The 17,512-nt window shown below is 59.0% G+C and carries 11 protein-coding genes; 3 read left to right on the forward strand and 8 right to left on the reverse strand.

All coding sequences use genetic code 11. The features are described from left to right. Positions 1–14: 14 nt before the first annotated feature. Both AB7M26_RS09530 and AB7M26_RS09535 read right to left on the reverse strand, forming a co-directional pair. Positions 15–719, reverse strand: coding sequence for a FadR/GntR family transcriptional regulator (locus AB7M26_RS09530; protein WP_008072332.1), 705 nt, complete (start codon positions 717–719; stop codon positions 15–17). 53 nt (positions 720–772) lie between these two features. Further along, positions 773–2,086 (reverse strand): C4-dicarboxylate transporter DctA, encoded by a 1,314-nt coding sequence (locus tag AB7M26_RS09535; RefSeq protein ID WP_123498673.1) that lies wholly within the window; start codon positions 2,084–2,086, stop codon positions 773–775. 464 nt (positions 2,087–2,550) lie between these two features. Between AB7M26_RS09535 and AB7M26_RS09540 the strand changes: the two genes are divergently transcribed. Beyond that, the gene (locus AB7M26_RS09540) at positions 2,551–3,522 is read left to right on the forward strand and encodes an IS110 family RNA-guided transposase (RefSeq protein ID WP_123501467.1); all 972 of its coding nucleotides are present in this window, start codon (positions 2,551–2,553) and stop codon (positions 3,520–3,522) included. A 169-nt stretch (positions 3,523–3,691) separates the two neighbouring features. Here the strand turns inward: AB7M26_RS09540 and glyA are convergent, their stop codons facing one another. Both glyA and AB7M26_RS09550 read right to left on the reverse strand, forming a co-directional pair. Then, on the reverse strand, positions 3,692–4,945 hold the full coding sequence (gene glyA, locus AB7M26_RS09545; RefSeq protein ID WP_007895259.1) for a serine hydroxymethyltransferase: 1,254 nt from the start codon (positions 4,943–4,945) through the stop codon (positions 3,692–3,694). Between the two features lie 248 nt (positions 4,946–5,193). After that, on the reverse strand, positions 5,194–9,042 hold the full coding sequence (locus AB7M26_RS09550; RefSeq protein ID WP_123497083.1) for a sensor domain-containing protein: 3,849 nt from the start codon (positions 9,040–9,042) through the stop codon (positions 5,194–5,196). Positions 9,043–9,328: 286 nt separating this feature from the next. Here AB7M26_RS09550 and ettA point away from each other — a divergent pair, with 286 nt between their 5' ends. Then, positions 9,329–10,993, forward strand: coding sequence for an energy-dependent translational throttle protein EttA (ettA, locus tag AB7M26_RS09555; RefSeq protein WP_008072328.1), 1,665 nt, complete (start codon positions 9,329–9,331; stop codon positions 10,991–10,993). A 187-nt stretch (positions 10,994–11,180) separates the two neighbouring features. Here the strand turns inward: ettA and AB7M26_RS09560 are convergent, their stop codons facing one another. From AB7M26_RS09560 to AB7M26_RS09575, 4 genes are all read right to left on the reverse strand, one after another. Next, positions 11,181–11,675, reverse strand: a complete 495-nt coding sequence (locus AB7M26_RS09560) for a GreA/GreB family elongation factor (protein ID WP_123497085.1) — start codon at positions 11,673–11,675, stop codon at positions 11,181–11,183. Between the two features lie 70 nt (positions 11,676–11,745). Beyond that, a complete protein-coding gene (locus tag AB7M26_RS09565; protein WP_429374805.1) occupies positions 11,746–12,102 on the reverse strand; it encodes a hypothetical protein in 357 nt (118 codons plus the stop codon). Positions 12,103–12,303: 201 nt separating this feature from the next. Continuing rightward, complete coding sequence (locus AB7M26_RS09570) at positions 12,304–14,157, reverse strand: Lnb N-terminal periplasmic domain-containing protein (RefSeq protein ID WP_123497089.1); 1,854 nt, start codon at positions 14,155–14,157, stop codon at positions 12,304–12,306. A 107-nt stretch (positions 14,158–14,264) separates the two neighbouring features. Beyond that, a complete protein-coding gene (locus AB7M26_RS09575; protein ID WP_007901840.1) occupies positions 14,265–14,753 on the reverse strand; it encodes a DUF3015 domain-containing protein in 489 nt (162 codons plus the stop codon). Between the two features lie 263 nt (positions 14,754–15,016). On the opposite strand from AB7M26_RS09575, the gene AB7M26_RS09580 reads away from it, so the two are divergent. Next, positions 15,017–17,455: a Lon protease family protein gene (locus AB7M26_RS09580; protein ID WP_123497091.1), complete on the forward strand. Its 2,439-nt coding sequence runs from the start codon at positions 15,017–15,019 to the stop codon at positions 17,453–17,455. The last annotated feature ends 57 nt before the right edge of the window (positions 17,456–17,512 follow it).

Consider the following 17,512-nt stretch of genomic DNA (forward strand, 5'->3'; position numbering starts at 1 on the left):
GTTCGAAGAGGGGGTCAACTGCCGAGGTGGTCATCCGGAATGTTCAATTCGATGCCCATCCGCTGGCCTTCGCGCAGGATGTGCCGACGCATCTCGGCGCTGGCCTGGGCGCTGTTTTTGCTGCGAATGGCCCGCACCACGGCTTCGTTTTCTTCAAGGCGTTCAGCCAGATGCTCTGGCGAGTTGCGTAGCACCTCGGCGCTTTGTTTGAGGGCGTTGCTGGTCTGCTGCACAACGCTCTGGAAGATCGGGTTCGAGGTCAGGGTGAACAGTTCTTCGTGGAACGCGATGTAGGCGCTGACCCCGGCTTCGCTGTCGTTGGCCTCCAGGGCTTCGCGCATGTCCATCAGGGTCAGGCGCAGTTGCCCGACTTCCTTGCTGCTGATGGATTGTGCAACCAGGCCGACGATGAAGGGTTCGAGGGTGTAGCGCAGTTGCAGCACATCTTCCAGGCTGGCCCCGGCCACCGCGCTGTCGTGGCTTTGGCTGTCGCTGAGATTGGCTTCCAGCACCACCACGCCTTTGCCCGGCATGGAGCGCACCAGCCCGAGGGTTTCCAGCACGATGACCGCTTCGCGCAGGCTCGGGCGGCTAATGCCCAGTTGCTCGGCCAGTTCACGCTGGCCCGGCAGCATCTCGCCGGAGCGCCACTGACCGCGGGCCAGGGCGGCCCGAAGTTTTTCCACCACCGAATTTACAACGGTTGACGAGGTAATCACTGTTCGCTCCAAGTCGTGATAAATGTGCCTGACCTTGGGCAGGCACAGGTAGTTTAAAATTCCTGCTGATGCGCCGGGACCACCGGTTTCCTGGGCTGGAAGGTATAACCCACCTGACCGGAAAGCACTTTGTTCGCTCGCTGGATATCGATGTCCTTTTCCCAACGGGCGATAGCCACCGTGGCGACGCAGTTGCCGATCAGGTTGGTCAGCGCCCGGCCGATGCCCATGAACCAGTCCACTGCCAATACCAGCACCAGGCCGACCACCGGAATCGCCGGGATCGCCGTCAGGGTTGCCGCAAGAATCACCAGTGCTGAACCGGGAATCCCGTGGGCACCTTTGGAGGTGATCAGCGACACCAGCAGAATCGTCAGCAGGTCAGTCATGGCCAGCGGCGTGCCGGTGGCATTGGCGATGAACACAATGGCCAGGGTCAGGTAGATCGAAAAACCATCCAGGTTGAACGAGTACCCGGTCGGAATCACCAGCCCGACCGTGGAGCTGCCGATGCCCAGATGCTCAAGCTTGCGCATGATTTGTGGCAGCACGGCGTCGGAAGAAGCGGTGCCCATGACGATCAGCAGTTCTTCACGCAGGTACTTGAGCAGCGGCCACATCTTCAGGCCCGAGAGGCGCATCACCAGGCCGAGAATCAATGCCACGAACGCTACACAGGTCATGTAGAAAAGACCGACCAGGCTGCCCAGGTGCTGCAGCGAATCCAGGCCATATTTGCTGGTGGTGAAAGCGATGGCGCCGAACACGCCGATCGGCGCCAGACGCACGATCATGCCCATGATGCGGAAGATTACGTGGCTGAGTTCGTTGATCAACCGGGAAATACCCGATGCCGCTTCGCCCACCAGGTTAAGTGCGCTGCCAAACAGCACCGAAAACAACAGGACTTGCAGAATGTTGTTGTCGGCAAAGGCGCCTATCACCGAAGTCGGGATCAGGTTCATCAGGAACTGCGCGGTGGTTTGCATATGCTGACCGCGCTGGGCGATGTCGCCCATATCAGCAGTGGAGAGCTGCTCCAGATGGATGTTCGCGCCGCTGCCAATGCCGGTCGTGAAGGCGAACACCAGGCCGATCACCAAGGCGATGGTGGTCAGTATTTCGAAGTAGATCACCGATTTCAGGCCGATGCGTCCGACCTTCTTCAAGTCGCCGGCACCGCTGATGCCGCTGACCACCACGCAGAACACGATCAGACCAATAAGCATCTTGATCAGTTTGATGAAACCGTCGCCGAGAGGTTTGAGTTGGGCGGAGTATTCGGGAAGGGTCAGCCCGCAGACGATGCCGAGCACCAGTCCGAGAACCACTTGAAGGAAGATTGAACGCGAGCACCATCTGAGCATGGGAGGAATCCTGGTCGGTGTCCTGGCTGCCGTGCGCGATGCGCATCAGATTCAGGACTTAATTATTGTGGTCTTACCGGTATGTCCAGTGCAGGCGCAGTCTACGCTGGGTTTTTTCAGGATTACAAGTGGATATAGAAAAATTGGCATGACCGGTCTGACCAGTGGCCAAAGCCGCGTAGGAGATGCGGATCAAGATCAAAAGATCGCAGCCTTCGGCAGCTCCTTGTATCTCGACTATCGCTCCGTCAGGAGCGATAGTTCTCGACTGATCATCGAGGGAGGGACCTGGAAGCCGTGCAGCTCCTTAGGCTTTTTGCCTGTGATGTAGATTGTGCTCCAACCCTCCACACTCACTCGTACAGTTCGAACGGTATCTTGGGCCCGTCTTTGGCGAGAGCCCGCATTCACAAGGTTGGACAGAGTGCAGTGATGATCGAAAACGGATCAATGGAGAGACGCTTATGTCCAGTTTTGTCGGTGTCGATGTCGCTAAAAACACCTTTGATATCGCCACTCATCTGCCAAACGGCAAACACAAAACCAAGGCCAAACTGGCCAACGACCCCAAGGGTTTCAAGGAATTTGAAGCCTGGTTGCAGAAGCAGGTCGAACCTTCGGCGCTGATCGTGATGGAAGCCACCAGCGTTTATCACCTGGAGTTAGCCGAGTTCGTCTACAACAAAGGTTATCGGGTTTGTGTGGTCAATCCGGCCACGACCCATGCCTACGCTGGCAGTGAATTGCGTCGGATCAAAACCGATAAAAGCGATGCCAAACTGATCGCTGACTTCGCCCGCGAAAAGAGTGAGAAGCTTCAGCTTTGGGCTCCGGAGCCGCTCAAGTATCGCCAGTTGAAAGCCTTGGTGCGCCGCCTGGACGATCTCCAAGAGATGGAGCAAATGGAGCGTAATCGTCTGGACGTGTCCGATGAAAAGGTTAAAGCCTCGATCAACTCGGTGCTGCACCATATCGAAAAGGAAATCGCCGAAACCCACAAGGCGATCAAAAAACATATCGACGACGACCCGGATATGCGCGAGATGCGTAATTTGATCGTGACCATTGATGGTATCGGGGAAAAAACGATTGAGCGGCTGCTGGCCGAACTGGGCGACCTGCGCAAGTATGACGATCCTCGCAAACTGGTTGCTGCCGCAGGGCTGAACCCGAAGCTTCACGACTCGGGCCTGCTCAAGGGGCGCACTACGATTTCAAAAATCGGCTCAGTGCGTGTGCGCGCGGGCCTCTACATGCCAGGCCTGGTGGCCTTGCAACACAATGAGGCGATCAAAGCCATGAAAGACCGCCTGAAGGCCAACGGCAAGGCCCCCAAGCAGATCATTTGTGCAGCGATGCGCAAGCTGCTGCACTTCGTTTATGGCGTGCTCAAATCGGGCCAGCCTTATGACCCGAAACTTGCGCTTGCTCGGTGAGGTTCAAGACGGTATCTACAAAAACCGCGTACACCCATGATTTCACGAATGTACACAACCTCTGAGCTGCCGAAGGCTGCGATCTTTTGATCTTTTGATCTTTATGGCGGACGAAAAAAAACCGGCCATCACTGACCGGTTTTTTCATTACTGCGGTTTAGCGGGGCAATTAAGCGCCGTACACCGGCAGCTTCTTGCAGATGGCTTTGACTTTCTCACGAACGGCGTCGATCACCGCTTCGTTGGAAAGATCTGCCAGGATGTCGCAGATCCAGCCGGCCAGCTCTTTGCACTCTGCTTCCTTGAAGCCGCGAGTGGTCACTGCCGGTGTACCGAAACGCAGACCGGAGGTGACGAACGGGGAGCGTGGATCGTTCGGTACCGAGTTCTTGTTCACGGTGATGAACGCTTTGCCCAGAGCGGCGTCGGCGTCTTTACCGGAGATTTCCTGCTTGATCAGCGACAGCAGGAACAGGTGGTTCTGAGTACCGCCCGACACCACGTCGAAACCGCGCTCGATGAACACGCCGGCCATGGCCTGGGCGTTTTTCACCACTTGTTGCTGGTAGGCCTTGAACTCAGGCTGCAGCGCTTCCTTGAAGCAGATCGCCTTGGCAGCGATCACGTGCTCCAGCGGGCCACCTTGGGCGCCCGGGAATACGGCGGAGTTCAGCTTCTTCTCGATGTCGGCGTTGGCGCGAGCCAGGATCAGGCCGCCACGTGGACCGCGCAGGGTCTTGTGCGTGGTGGTGGTCACGACGTCAGCGAATGGAACCGGGTTCGGGTAGACGCCAGCGGCGACCAGACCGGCCACGTGAGCCATGTCGACGAACAGGTAGGCACCGACTTTGTCAGCGATTTCGCGGAAGCGCGGGAAGTCGAGGATCTGCGAGTAGGCAGAGAAACCGGCCACGATCATTTTTGGCTTGTGCTCGACCGCCAGACGCTCGACTTCGTCGTAGTCGATCAGGCCGTTGGCATCGATACCGTACTGAACAGCGTTGTACAGCTTGCCGGAGGACGAAACGCTGGCACCGTGGGTCAGGTGACCGCCGTGGGCCAGGCTCATGCCCAGGATGGTGTCGCCCGCTTGCAGCAGGGCCAGGTAAACGGCGCTGTTGGCTTGGGAGCCGGCGTGTGGCTGAACGTTGGCGTAATCGGCGCCGAACAGTTCTTTGGCACGGTCGATGGCCAGTTGCTCAACCACGTCGACGAACTCGCAACCACCGTAGTAGCGCTTGCCCGGATAACCTTCGGCGTACTTGTTGGTCAGTACCGAGCCTTGAGCTTCCATCACCGCAGGGCTGGTGTAGTTTTCCGAAGCGATCAGCTCGATGTGTTCTTCCTGGCGCTGAGCTTCTTGCTCCATGGCGGCAAAAAGGTCGGCGTCGTACTTGGCAATAGTCAAATCACGGCTGAACATGGCGGTCCTCAAGGATCGGGGCAGAAAAGGGGGGCATTCTAACCCAACCGCTTTTAGATGGCATATGAAAGGACATCATGTCGCAGACAAGTGGGCTTCATGACCAGATATGCGGTGCCTGTACGGGCCTCATCGCAGGCAAGCCAGCTCCCACAAGAGTCGGTGTCAGCCAAAGATATCTGATTATCCGCAAATCCCTGTGGGAGCGGGCTTGCCCGCGATGAGGCCAGCAGCCTCACTACATATCTTCAGTCGAACATGAATAGCGCATCATTGCTGAACTGCGCCTCAAACCGGCTCGCCGGCATCGGCCGGCCAAACAGATACCCCTGAACCTCATCGCAACCATGCTCACGCAGGAAGTCGAGCTGCTCGTGGGTTTCCACGCCTTCGGCGATCACCGCCAGATTGAGGCTGTGGGCCATGGCGATGATCGCCCGGGCAATTTGCGCGTCCTGTTCACCCGAGGGCAGGCCATCGACGAAGGTGCGGTCGATTTTCAGCACGTCGATCGGGAATTGCTTGAGGTAGTTGAGCGATGAATAACCGGTGCCGAAGTCGTCGACCGCAATGCTCAGGCCAAGGTTTTTCAACCCGGCGAGGATGTGCATCGCTTCGCTGACTTCGCGCATCAGAATACTTTCAGTCAACTCCAGCTCCAGGCACGCCGGTGGCAGGCCGGTTTCCTTGAGGATGGTGGCGATCCGCGTGCCGAGCTGACCGTCGGAGAACTGCCGGGCCGAAATGTTCACCGAAACCTTCGGCACCCGGACTTTGGTTTGATGCCAGGTCTTGAGCTGACGGCAGGCTTCGCTGATCACCCAGTCGCCGACGTCCACCACCAGCCCGAGCTCTTCGAGCACGGGAATGAAATCCCCGGGCGGTACCAGGCCACGTCGTGGGTGACGCCAGCGCAGCAGGGCTTCGGCACCGGTCAGGCGTTTGCCATCGCCGCTGAATTGCGGCTGGTAGTACAGCACGAATTCATTTTGCTCCAGGGCATGGCGCAAGTCGCTTTCCAGCTCCAGACGCTCCAGGGCACTGGCGTTCATGTCGGCCTGATAGAACTGGAAGTTGTTCTTGCCACGCTCCTTGGCGTGGTACATCGCGGTGTCGGCGTTCTTCATCAACTGACTGAGTTCGCTGCCGTCCTGAGGGCTCAGGGCGATGCCGATACTGGCGGTGACAAAGAACTCGCGGCCTTCGAGCACGAACGGTTTCACCAGGCTGGCGAGGATCTGTTCGGCCACGTGAATCGCCCGGTTCAACGCGATCTCCCGGTTGACCCGCGGTTGCAGCAGCAAAGTGAACTCATCACCACCCATGCGTGCCACGGTGTCGTCATCGTCGACGCAACCAAGCAGGCGCGTGGCCATTTCCTTGAGCATGCGGTCGCCGGCGGCGTGGCCCAGGGAGTCGTTGATCGGCTTGAAACGGTCCAGGTCGAGGAACATCAGCACTACCCAGGACTTCTGCCGCTCAGCCGATTGCAGTGCGGTGTGCAGGCGATCCTGGAACAGCGTGCGGTTGGGCAGGTGGGTCAAGGCGTCGTAATAGGCGAGCCGGTGAATCCGTTGCTCGCTGGCTTTGCGCTCGCTGATGTCGCTGAAGAAACACACGTAGCTGGCCAGGTCGCCTTCATCGTCGAGTACCGCGGTAATCCCGACCCAGGCCGGGTAATGCTCGCCATTGCGTCGTTTGAGCCAGACTTCGCCTTCCCAGGTGCTGTGCTGATGCAATTGCTTGAGCACATAGCGCAGATGGGCTTCCTGCTGCTCATCGACGGTGAGCATATTCGGCAACTGGTCGAGGACCTGGGCCACCGCGTAGCCGCTTACGCGACTGAACGCTTCGTTGGCCTGGACGATATAGCCCGCCGGGTCAGTGATCAGAATCGCCGAGGTCGAGTGCTCGAATACCGTGGCCGCCATGCGCAGGTCTTTTTCGGCCCGACGTTGCTGGCTGATGTCGCGGCCGACCCCGAGCACACCTTCAAAGGCACCGTGTTCGTCCCAGACCAGCACCAGACGCAGCTCGATGGGAATCTTGCGTCCGTCGGCCCGCAGGCAGTCGAACAGAAATAGCTGGGTCTGCACCTGACTGCGCAGCAGCGCCAGTTGTTCGGGTTTATCCAGCGCTTTGCTGACCCGGTCCATCAGGCTGTAGATGCCGGTCAGTTGTTGTGGATTGGCGATGGTCGATTGCCAGCCGTTCTGGAATATCCAGTCGGCGTCGAAACCCAGCACGGCTTGCACCGAGGGGCTGACGTAATTGAGCGACATCTTGCTGTCGGTGGAGAAAATCACGTCGCTGATGCTTTCGGCGAGCATCCGGTAACGCTGCTCGCTGTCGCGCAGGGACTCACTGGCTTCGATCTGTTCGGTGATGTCTTTGGCCACGCCGATGATGCGCGTGACCTGATCGTGTTTGTCCCGCGCCAGGGCCTGTTCGCGAATGTCGAAACGCCGCCATTTGCCATCGCGATGGCGGAAACGCAGCTGGCATTGCATCAGTTGGGTGTAACCCGCGTGACGTTGGGACTGGCGTGATCGGTGGTAGTAGTCGGCATCCTCGGGGTGCAACAGGATTTCCCAGAAGTACTCGCCCATCTGGTGCAGTTCGGTGCGGTTGTAACCCAGCGTTTGCCCCAGGTGATGGTTGCTGAAGATCATCCGCTGGCTGACCACATCCTGCACATACAGATGATCCGGCACGGTGCGCACCACGTCGGACCAGAACCCTTCACGCTCCAGCAGCGACAATTCGATGAGCTTGCGACTGGTGATGTCACTGATGCTCAGGATCACCGCTTTGTAGTCGGCCTGATCTTCCGGCAGACGCAGCACCAGCCACAAATGCTGGTCGCGGCCATTGGCGTCCTGGAGTTTGATTTCCAGCTCAAGCTGTTTTTGCTGGTGCAGCACCGCTTCGAGCACTTGATTGCCGATGGCCGTGCAGTCCAATGGGCAGCCGTTGATCAGCAGTTTCCAGGCTTGATCGCAGGAATTGACGTTGAGCAATTGCAGGGCAACCTGGTTGACCTCGGTGATGCGCAGTTCCTGCAGCAGTTGCTGGCGTTGCTCCGGTGTCTGGAGCCAGGCCTTCAACTGCTCGCTGCTGTTGAGTTGAGCCTTGTCGAAAAAACTTTTGAGTCCGGACAGGTCGAGCACGCACAGCGCAACGCCGGTACCTTCGAAAATGTCCTGATAGCGTCGGCGGCCTTCATGCAACAGGCGTTGACGGCGACGAATGCTCAGCAGAGCGATGAACGGTAACAGCGAAAAGGCCAGGCCCAGCAGGCATTTGCCGATGAACGCCGGCAGCAGTTGTTCGAGCACCTGTTGGCGGTCGAACAACCCGCGCAATTGCCAGTCGCTGCTGCTCAGAGGGACTGTCAGCACACTGTTGGCCAGTTCGTCGGCTGTCAGCACGGCCGGTTTGGCCGAGGGCTGGGTGTCATCGCGGCTGATGATCTGATGATTGATACGGTTTTCCACCAGCCACAGGGGGCGGATGCCGGCGTCGCCCTGCTTGGTCAATGAGGAGAAAAACGTCGGTGTCAGACGCAGGGCCCAATAACCGCGGCTGCTGCCGCTGGCTTGATGCAGGAGCAGATGCACCACTGAGCCGTCGTCAGCATTGCTGAAATAGTGGGCCTGGGCGCGGCTACGCTGAACCAGTTCGCCGAGGTAACTGGCGTCCTGGCTGTCGGCGGCGCTGTCGCTGAGGATTTTTCCGGAGGGACTGAGCAACGCCAGGCTGCGCAGATCGGGCAGCGATTGTTGCAGTTTACGCAGCAATGCCTGCTGTTCGTCGGGACTTTGTGGTTGTTCGATGATCGGTAGCAGGTTGAGGGCGATCTGGGCATTGAGCGCCATGTTGAGGCTGACTTGCGCAGCCAGATCGGCGGAGTAGTCGATGGTGTACTGGCGCTGGTTTTTCTGGGTTTCGCGAAGCTGATCCAGCAGCTGCCAGAACAGCAGTGCGAGCAGCAACAGCACGAGGGTTGCCAGCGCGCCCTTCAAGGTTCCGCGCAGGGGCGAGCCGGTCGCAGGATTGAGTGCGCTCACGGACGATGGCGGAGAGACATTAGACAAACTGTAATCCTGCGGTTTGGCTGGACTGGCGCGACGTGCACTATAAGCCGGACGCCCGAAGGGCGGCTAGCATGCCTTGAGTTGTGGCGAAGTGCCAGCCCCACTCGGCTGGACTGCCTCCTATCAATAAGGTAGCTTTGCCGGTTACGCGGGAGCGTTCCAGCTCCTAGAATCAGGTTTTTTTCAGCGCGCACGCTTTGATACCCATCAAACGAACGACGCGCATGGCCTGGCCGGGCATCGCCTGCGCTCCAATCATTCATCAGTCACTGACCCAAGGTTCTCCATGGCTCAATACGTCTTCACCATGCATCGGCTGGGCAAAGTTGTTCCGCCGAAGCGGGAAATCCTGAAAAACATTTCGCTGTCGTTCTTCCCAGGCGCCAAGATCGGCGTACTCGGTCTCAACGGTTCGGGTAAGTCCACGCTGCTGAAAATCATGGCGGGCGTCGATAAAGAGTTCGACGGTGAAGCCCGTCCGATGCCGGACCTGAATATTGGCTACCTGCCGCAAGAACCGATCCTGGACCCGACCAAGACCGTGCGTGAAGTGGTCGAGGAAGCTGTCAGCGTGATCAAGGACGCTCAGGCGCGTCTGGACGAGGTTTACGCGGCCTACGCTGAACCGGATGCCGACTTCGACAAACTGGCGGCAGAACAGGCCAAGCTTGAAGCCATCCTGCAAGCCAGCGACGGTCACAACCTGGATCGCCAACTGGAAGTCGCCGCCGATGCGCTGCGCCTGCCAGCGTGGGATGCCAAGGTCGAAGTCCTGTCCGGTGGTGAAAAACGTCGTGTGGCCCTGTGCCGCCTGCTGCTGTCCGCACCGGACATGCTGCTGCTCGACGAACCGACCAACCACCTGGACGCCGATTCCGTCGCCTGGCTGGAGCACTTCCTGCACGATTTCCCGGGCACTGTGGTTGCGATCACGCACGACCGTTACTTCCTGGACAACGTCGCCGGCTGGATCCTCGAGCTCGACCGCGGCGCCGGTATCCCGTACGAGGGCAACTATTCGGGTTGGCTCGAAGCCAAGTCCGATCGTCTGGCGGCCGAATCCAAGCAGCAGTCGGCTCACGAAAAGGCCATGAAGGAAGAGCTGGAATGGGTGCGCAAAGGCGCCAAGGCCCGCCAGTCCAAATCCAAGGCTCGTCTGCAACGCTTCGAAGAAATGCAATCGCAGGAATTCCAGAAGCGCAGCGAAACCAACGAGATCTACATTCCGGCCGGTCCGCGTCTGGGCGACAAGGTCATCGAGTTCAAGAACGTCAGCAAGGGCTACGGCGATCGCGTGTTGATCGACAACCTGTCGTTCTCCATGCCTAAAGGCGCCATCGTTGGCGTGATCGGCGGTAACGGTGCCGGTAAATCGACCCTGTTCCGCATGCTGATGGGCAAGGAAACACCGGATTCGGGCTCCATCGAAGTCGGCGAAACCGTGCAACTGGCGTGCGTCGACCAGAGCCGTGAAGACCTGGATGGCAGCAAGACCGTGTTCCAGCAGATCTCCGATGGTTCCGACCAGATTCGCATCGGCAACTACGAGATCCCGTCGCGCACCTACGTTGGTCGCTTCAACTTCAAGGGCGGCGATCAGCAGAAGTTCGTCAAGGACCTGTCCGGTGGTGAGCGTGGTCGCTTGCACCTGGCCCTGACCCTGAAAGAGGGCGGCAACGTCCTGCTGCTCGACGAACCGTCCAACGACCTCGACGTTGAAACCCTGCGTTCCCTGGAAGAGGCCTTGCTGGACTTCCCGGGCGCCGCCATTGTGATCTCTCACGATCGGTGGTTCCTTGACCGCGTCGCGACTCACATCCTGGCGTACGAAGACGACTCGCAAGCGGTGTTCTTCGAAGGCAACTACACCGAGTACGAAGCCGATCGCAAGAAACGCCTCGGCGAAGCGGCTTCCCAGCCGCACCGGGTACGGCACAAGAAACTGGCCTGATTTCAGGTTGGTCGCATAGAAAAAACGGAGCCTTCGGGGCTCCGTTTTTTATGGGTGTTCAGTAAGACCGCGGCGCGGCTATCGCGAGCAGGCTCGCTCCCACATTTGATCTTTCAGTGAGCTGAAGATTTGTTGCCAATACAAATCCCCTGTGGGAGCGAGCTTGCTCGCGAAGGCGGCCTGGAGATCATCCAATCTCTATGGCCAACACCTCAATCACCAAATCCCCCGCCGGTCGCTTCCACAGCACTTCATCACCCACCTGCGCCCCGAGCAACGCCCGCCCCAGTGGCGAGCTCCAATTGATCAAGCCATGGGTGGCATCCGCCTGGTCTTCTCCGACCAATTGCACGCGCTGCTCATGATCGTGTTCGTCGGCAAAGGTCACCCAGTTGCCGATCTGCACTTTGTCGGTCGAGGAGGCTTGTGCGACCACCTGGGCGCTTTGCAGGCGCTGCTTGAAATAGCGCCAGTCGCGATCGAGGTCGGCCTGGCGCTGCTTATCGGCCAGTTCGCCTTTGGCGCTTTCCTGATCAAGCAGGCTTTGCAGCTCGGCAACTTTTGCCTGAAGCTGCGCCAGGCCCGCTGGCGTGACGTAATTGGGCTGCGCGCTGACCTGCCGTTCGACTGGCTGATCGGCTTGCGCGGCGGCGTTATCTTCATTGACGAAGGCGCGACTCATGCTGTTCTCCCGTTATAGGGTTTGGGCCATGGTCGCAGGCATTAAGTTTCGACGAATGTCTGTAAACGACTTATTGCGAGCGATAGGCTCGCGCGGCGTCCCTGTCTTTCTCTTGTTGCCAGGCCCGTTCGCGCTCGTCCCAATGGCGGTCCTTGTACTCGTTACGATCCTCGTTTTCACGCATGGCCTGGCACTGACGGAAGCCATCGGTCCAGCCTTCGGCGTATGGCTTGTCCTTGAGGTAACGCGGGACATTTTTGCGAAACTCACCGGTGATCGCCCCAGCGGCTTGCCGGCCACTGCTGCAACCGTCATCGAAGCCATCGGCGAATGCCGGCGGATAACCCTTGGCGATCAGATCCTCGTGGGTCGACTCGCACCCCGTTATCACTACCAACAACCCCAATACAGCCACGCAACGCCACATCCCGGACTCCTGGACCGTTCAACGGCCTATAAGGGAAGTTTAGAAGCGGATTTGTCGGGTGTATGTGAAAGGCTTGTGATTAATCTGTGGGCGCAAATCCCTTGTGGGAGCGAGCCTGCTCGCGATGGCGGTGGAACAGGCAGCATGGATGTTGAATGTGATGGTCTCATCGCGAGCAGGCTCGCTCCCACAGGGGGCAGATCAATAGTGATACCACTTCACCTCAAGCATCACTTCGTTTTCGGGCGAAGCCAGGTGGCTGAATTCGCGCTGGGCGCTCAGGCGCACACCCAGATTGCGCGACAGTTCCCACTGCTGATTCAGGCTCATGCTGCGGCGCACTTCGCCATTGGTGAAGTAATCACCCTTGGCTTCCAGGCTGAAATTGCCCAGCGGGTTTTTCCATAGCAGGCCGCTGTTGAAGCCTGCCGCCGGGGCGATGAAACCCGCGAAGTCGTTGTTATGCTCCACACGCACGGTGCCCAAGGCGAAACCGAGCATGTCATCACCCAGCTGCCAGGTCCCGCCGCCACCGCCATTGACATGGCTGACCAGGGTTTCATCATCATGCTTGCCCGGTACGCGCTCCAGGCCGCCGGTGACTTGCCATGACAGCGGCTGCAACAATTCATTGCGAGGCGTCAGCGAGCGGATGGTCGCCAGGTCCAGTTGCTGCAACTGCCAGTCATTACCTTCGTATTGGCGCAGCTTCATCTGCAGAATTTCGATCTGCGCGCCGAGGGGGAAGCTTTCCATGTTGTCATTGAGGTCGTGATAGGCCATGCGCAGGCCATATTCGCCGAAGGCCTTGTCGCCTCGAGTGCCGATGCCGGCCTGCCAGGTGCGGGATTCGTGACCGTCCTCGGGCAAGCCGGGTTGCGGAATTTCCAGCTCCGGGGGCGGGTTTTGATTGATTGCGCGCAGCAATTCGAAACTGCGTTGAGCCCGTTGCGGGTCACGCTCCTGACCGTTGGCGCGATAACGCTCCAGACGATAAGCCGCATCGATGATCAACGCCTGGCGGTCGCGAGGTAGAGCCTTGAACGCCGGAGTCTGCAATTGTGTCTGGTCGGCACTGACGTTCAGCACCCACTCCTGCTCTTCAACGGTTAATGGCTCGGCACGGCTTAGCAGTTCACGCTCACGGGACGGGCGATACTCGATCGATTGCACCAGTCCGGCTTCTTTCACCGCTTTGACCGTGTCGGTAGGGATAGCGGTCAACGGGAATTGCTCGGTCAACTGCAGGTTCGGTCGCGCCACTTGCAGCAGTTCAAGCAGGCGGTAGGAACAGTTTTCGTCGAAGAAGAAGTAGTCGAACTGGATCTGCTTGAGTTCCCAGACGTGCTCGACCATGCGCTCGGTTTCCTGCTGCGTCAGGTTCAGGCGGTATTCCCACAGATCGCGGTTCTCGAGGCTACGGTATTCCGAGAGCTTTTCCTGATACGGCACCAACGCGAACAGCCCGGGATAGCCACCCATCAGACCTTTCCAGGCGTACAGAATGCTGTTGTCCGAACCTTCGATGTAGGCGCCGAAGTTGATCGCGTAACTGAGTAGCGATGTCTTGTCACTCTGCACATTGGCCTGATCGATGCGCAGCAAGGTGTGACCAAACATCGACGATGGACTGTTCAGGTAGGCCGCCGGGAAAATCATTACCGCGCTGTGGGGCGCAACATCCTTGAACCATTGCTTGAACTCGGCGCAGTCCGGTGTCGGCATATCGCTGAGCGCCAGTTGCGCCTTGAGCCAGCGGGCGCGGGCCGGATAGACGCATTGGGCATGCTGCTCGCCGGCGCTGGCCGGGGCATACAGTGCCTGCACGGTCGCCGCCAGTTCACGGTCGGGGTGTTCGTTGCCATCGGGGGTGAGAAAGAATTTCTTGTCGCTGACATAGCTGCGCCAGCCACCGAGCTTGGCGGTTTCGTAATGCCCCAGGGAAATCCAGAAGGGGTCGTTGGCCAGTTGCTGCAAACGTTGATTGTCGATATGTGGCGCGGCGGACAGCGGGGCGCAGACACAGAGCGCCAGCCAGGCAAGGCGTTTGAGCATAGTGAGCAACTTAGCTTTTCGAAAAAAAAGAGATCGGAGGAAAGACCCAAAGCACGACAGGTCAAAAAACAAAACCCGCTCCCCAAAAGGAGCGGGGTGGATCGAGCTTAAGCTTGAGTGGCGTACTTGGCCAGACGCGGGTCGCTTTTCAGCACGGCCAGGGTGTTGGTATGCACGTCATCAGCGGTCACGTCAGCTTTGCTGAAGATTTGCTGGAAGTGCTGATGAGTCACAGCGGCGAAGTGCGCACGGTCTTCCGGCGCCACGCCCAGTACCACGGCGTAAGTGGTCAGCGCTTCGCCCTGACCTTTAGCCATGTCTTCGGACAGCTCGTTCATCATGCCATTCATGGCGATCCAGGATTTGCCGCCATAGGTCAGCGACGCATTGGTCGAGCAACCGTTGGTACCGGAGGTCATACCGAACGTTGCGTTACCGGAAGTGCCGTTGGTGGTGGATGCCAGGAAGTGTGCCGGGGTGCCACGCTGACCTTCGAACAGCATGTTGCCCCAACCGCAGTCCGGACCGCCTGGCGCCTGAGCCATGGCGTTGATGGATACAGCGGTGAAGAGAGTACCGAGAAGAATCCGTTTCATAGCTATGTTCTCTTTGTGTGCATACCAATGGACAGGGTGCTGGCCCCTAATGGTGCCAGTGGGCCGGTTATCATCCAGCCGCGCAGTTTGGAGTTTAGGCACGTTCCGGGGGTTCCGTTACTTTTTGCGAAACATTCGTTGAAAACATTGATTTTGAGCTGCTCGGCCCGGGGTTGGCGCTTTGTCTAAGCGCGCGCCTTGCCAGTGAGGTACGGGCAGCGCCAGAATGCCGCTATCTGCCCCGCCTGATGTAAGGAAGCCCGATGCCTGATCCTGTTGCTGCCAGCTTGCGTCTAGCGCCTGAAGCGCTGACCCGTCCGTTTTCCGCTGAACAGTTCAGCTTCTCTACCACTAATGATCTGGAGCCCTTCCGCGGTGTGCTTGGCCAGGAACGTGCGGTTGAAGCCTTGCAGTTCGGTGTGGCCATGCCACGCCCCGGTTATAACGTATTCGTCATGGGCGAGCCCGGCACCGGCCGTTTTTCGTTCGTCAAACGCTACCTCAAGGCCGAAGGCAAACGCCTGCAGACCCCGGCTGACTGGGTCTACGTCAATAATTTCGATGAGCCGCGCGAGCCTCGTGCGTTGGAATTGCCGTCGGGCACCGCCGGAGCCTTCATCGGCGACATCAACGGTTTGATCGACAACCTGCTGGCGACCTTTCCGGCTGTGTTCGAGCACCCGTCCTACCAGCAGAAGAAAAGCGCCATTGACCGCGCTTTCAACCAGCGTTATGACCGTGCACTGGATGTGATCGAGCGTCTGGCGCTGGAGAAAGAGGTCGCGCTCTACCGCGACAGCAGCAATATCGCCTTCACCCCGATGAGCGAAGGCAAGGCACTGGATGAGGCTGAGTTCGCCCAGTTGCCGGAAGCCGAGCGCGAACGTTTTCATGACGACATTGCCGGGCTGGAAGAGCGGTTGAACGAAGAACTCGCCAGCTTGCCGCAATGGAAGCGCGAGTCGAGCAATCAACTGCGTCAGCTCAACGAAGAAACCATCACCCTGGCCTTGCAGCCATTGCTCGCGCCGCTGTCGGAAAAGTACGCGGAAAACGCCGGCGTTTGCGGTTACCTGCAAGCGATGCAGGTGTACCTGCTCAAGACGGTGGTCGAGCAACTGGTGGACGACAGCAAGACCGACGCCATCGCCCGCAAGCTACTGGAAGAGCAATACGCCCCCAGCCTGGTGGTCGGTCATCCGTTCAGTGGCGGCGCGCCCGTGGTGTTCGAGCCGCATCCGACCTACGACAACCTGTTTGGACGCATCGAATACAGCACCGATCAGGGCGCGCTCTACACCACCTATCGGCAGCTGCGACCGGGTGCGCTGCACCGGGCCAACGGCGGTTTCCTGATTCTCGAAGCGGAAAAAATGCTCAGTGAGCCTTTTGTCTGGGATGCGCTCAAACGCGCCCTGCAATCGCGCAAGCTGAAAATGGAATCGCCTCTGGGTGAGTTGGGCCGGCTGGCCACCGTGACGCTGACACCGCAACACATTCCGTTGCAGGTGAAAGTCGTCATCATCGGCGCCCGACAGCTCTACTACACGTTGCAAGACCTCGATCCGGACTTCCAGGAGATGTTCCGCGTCCTGGTGGATTTCGACGAAGACATCCCGATGGTCGACGAGAGCCTGGAGCAGTTCGCCCAGTTGCTCAAAACCCGTACGTCCGAGGAAGGCATGGCGCCGCTGACCGCCGATGCGGTGGCGCGTCTGGCGACTTACAGCGCGCGTCTGGCAGAACATCAGGGACGTTTGTCGGCGCGGATCGGCGATCTGTTCCAGCTGGTCAGCGAGGCGGATTTCATTCGTGACCTGGCGGGTGACGACATGACCGACGCCGGGCACATCGAGCGTGCGCTCAAGGCCAAGGCCACCCGTACCGGGCGTGTTTCGGCGCGGATTCTCGATGACATGCTGGCCGGGATCATTCTGATCGACACCGATGGCGCGGCTGTTGGCAAGTGCAACGGGCTGACGGTACTGGAAGTCGGCGATTCGGCCTTCGGGATTCCAGCGCGGATTTCCGCCACGGTTTATCCAGGCGGCAGCGGCATCGTCGACATCGAGCGCGAGGTCAACCTCGGTCAGCCGATCCACTCCAAAGGCGTGATGATCCTTACCGGGTATCTAGGCAGCCGTTATGCCCAGGAGTTTCCGCTGGCGATTTCCGCGAGTATCGCCCTGGAGCAGTCCTACGGTTATGTCGACGGTGACAGCGCGTCGCTGGGGGAGGCATGCACGCTGATCTCGGCCTTGTCGAAAACCCCGCTCAAGCAGTGTTTCGCGATTACCGGTTCGATCAACCAGTTCGGTGAAGTGCAGGCGGTGGGTGGGGTCAACGAGAAGATCGAAGGTTTCTTCCGACTCTGCGAAGCCCGTGGTTTGACGGGGGAGCAAGGGGCGATCATTCCTCAGGCCAACGTCGCCACGCTGATGCTCGACGAAAAGGTGCTGGCGGCGGTGCGCGCGGGGCAGTTCCATGTCTACGCGGTGCGCCAGGCCGACGAGGCTCTGAGCCTGTTGGTCGGCGAGCCAGCCGGCGCGCCGGATGAGAATGGCGCATTCCCTGAAGGCAGCATCAACGCGCGGGTAGTGGAACGCTTGCGGGTGATTGCGGAAATGATCAGCGAGGAAGACCTCAAGGAAGCCGAAAAGGAGTTGGCACAGGAAGCGATGCTGGAAATCAAACCGGCCTGACACAACCCCATGTGGGAGCGGGCTTGCTCGCGAAGACTGACTAACATTCAACATCAA

The organism is Pseudomonas sp. F-14 TE3482, from assembly GCF_053629455.1.

Coding starts and splice junctions, on each gene's coding strand:
- AB7M26_RS09570 (WP_123497089.1), bottom strand. CDS start 14,157: ATGCTCAAACGCCTTGCCTGGCTGGCGCTCTGTGTCTGCGCCCCGCTG.
- AB7M26_RS09575 (WP_007901840.1), bottom strand. CDS start 14,753: ATGAAACGGATTCTTCTCGGTACTCTCTTCACCGCTGTATCCATCAAC.
- glyA (WP_007895259.1), bottom strand. CDS start 4,945: ATGTTCAGCCGTGATTTGACTATTGCCAAGTACGACGCCGACCTTTTT.
- AB7M26_RS09535 (WP_123498673.1), bottom strand. CDS start 2,086: ATGCTCAGATGGTGCTCGCGTTCAATCTTCCTTCAAGTGGTTCTCGGA.
- AB7M26_RS09540 (WP_123501467.1), top strand. CDS start 2,551: ATGTCCAGTTTTGTCGGTGTCGATGTCGCTAAAAACACCTTTGATATC.
- AB7M26_RS09560 (WP_123497085.1), bottom strand. CDS start 11,675: ATGAGTCGCGCCTTCGTCAATGAAGATAACGCCGCCGCGCAAGCCGAT.
- AB7M26_RS09565 (WP_429374805.1), bottom strand. CDS start 12,102: ATGTGGCGTTGCGTGGCTGTATTGGGGTTGTTGGTAGTGATAACGGGG.
- ettA (WP_008072328.1), top strand. CDS start 9,329: ATGGCTCAATACGTCTTCACCATGCATCGGCTGGGCAAAGTTGTTCCG.
- AB7M26_RS09580 (WP_123497091.1), top strand. CDS start 15,017: ATGCCTGATCCTGTTGCTGCCAGCTTGCGTCTAGCGCCTGAAGCGCTG.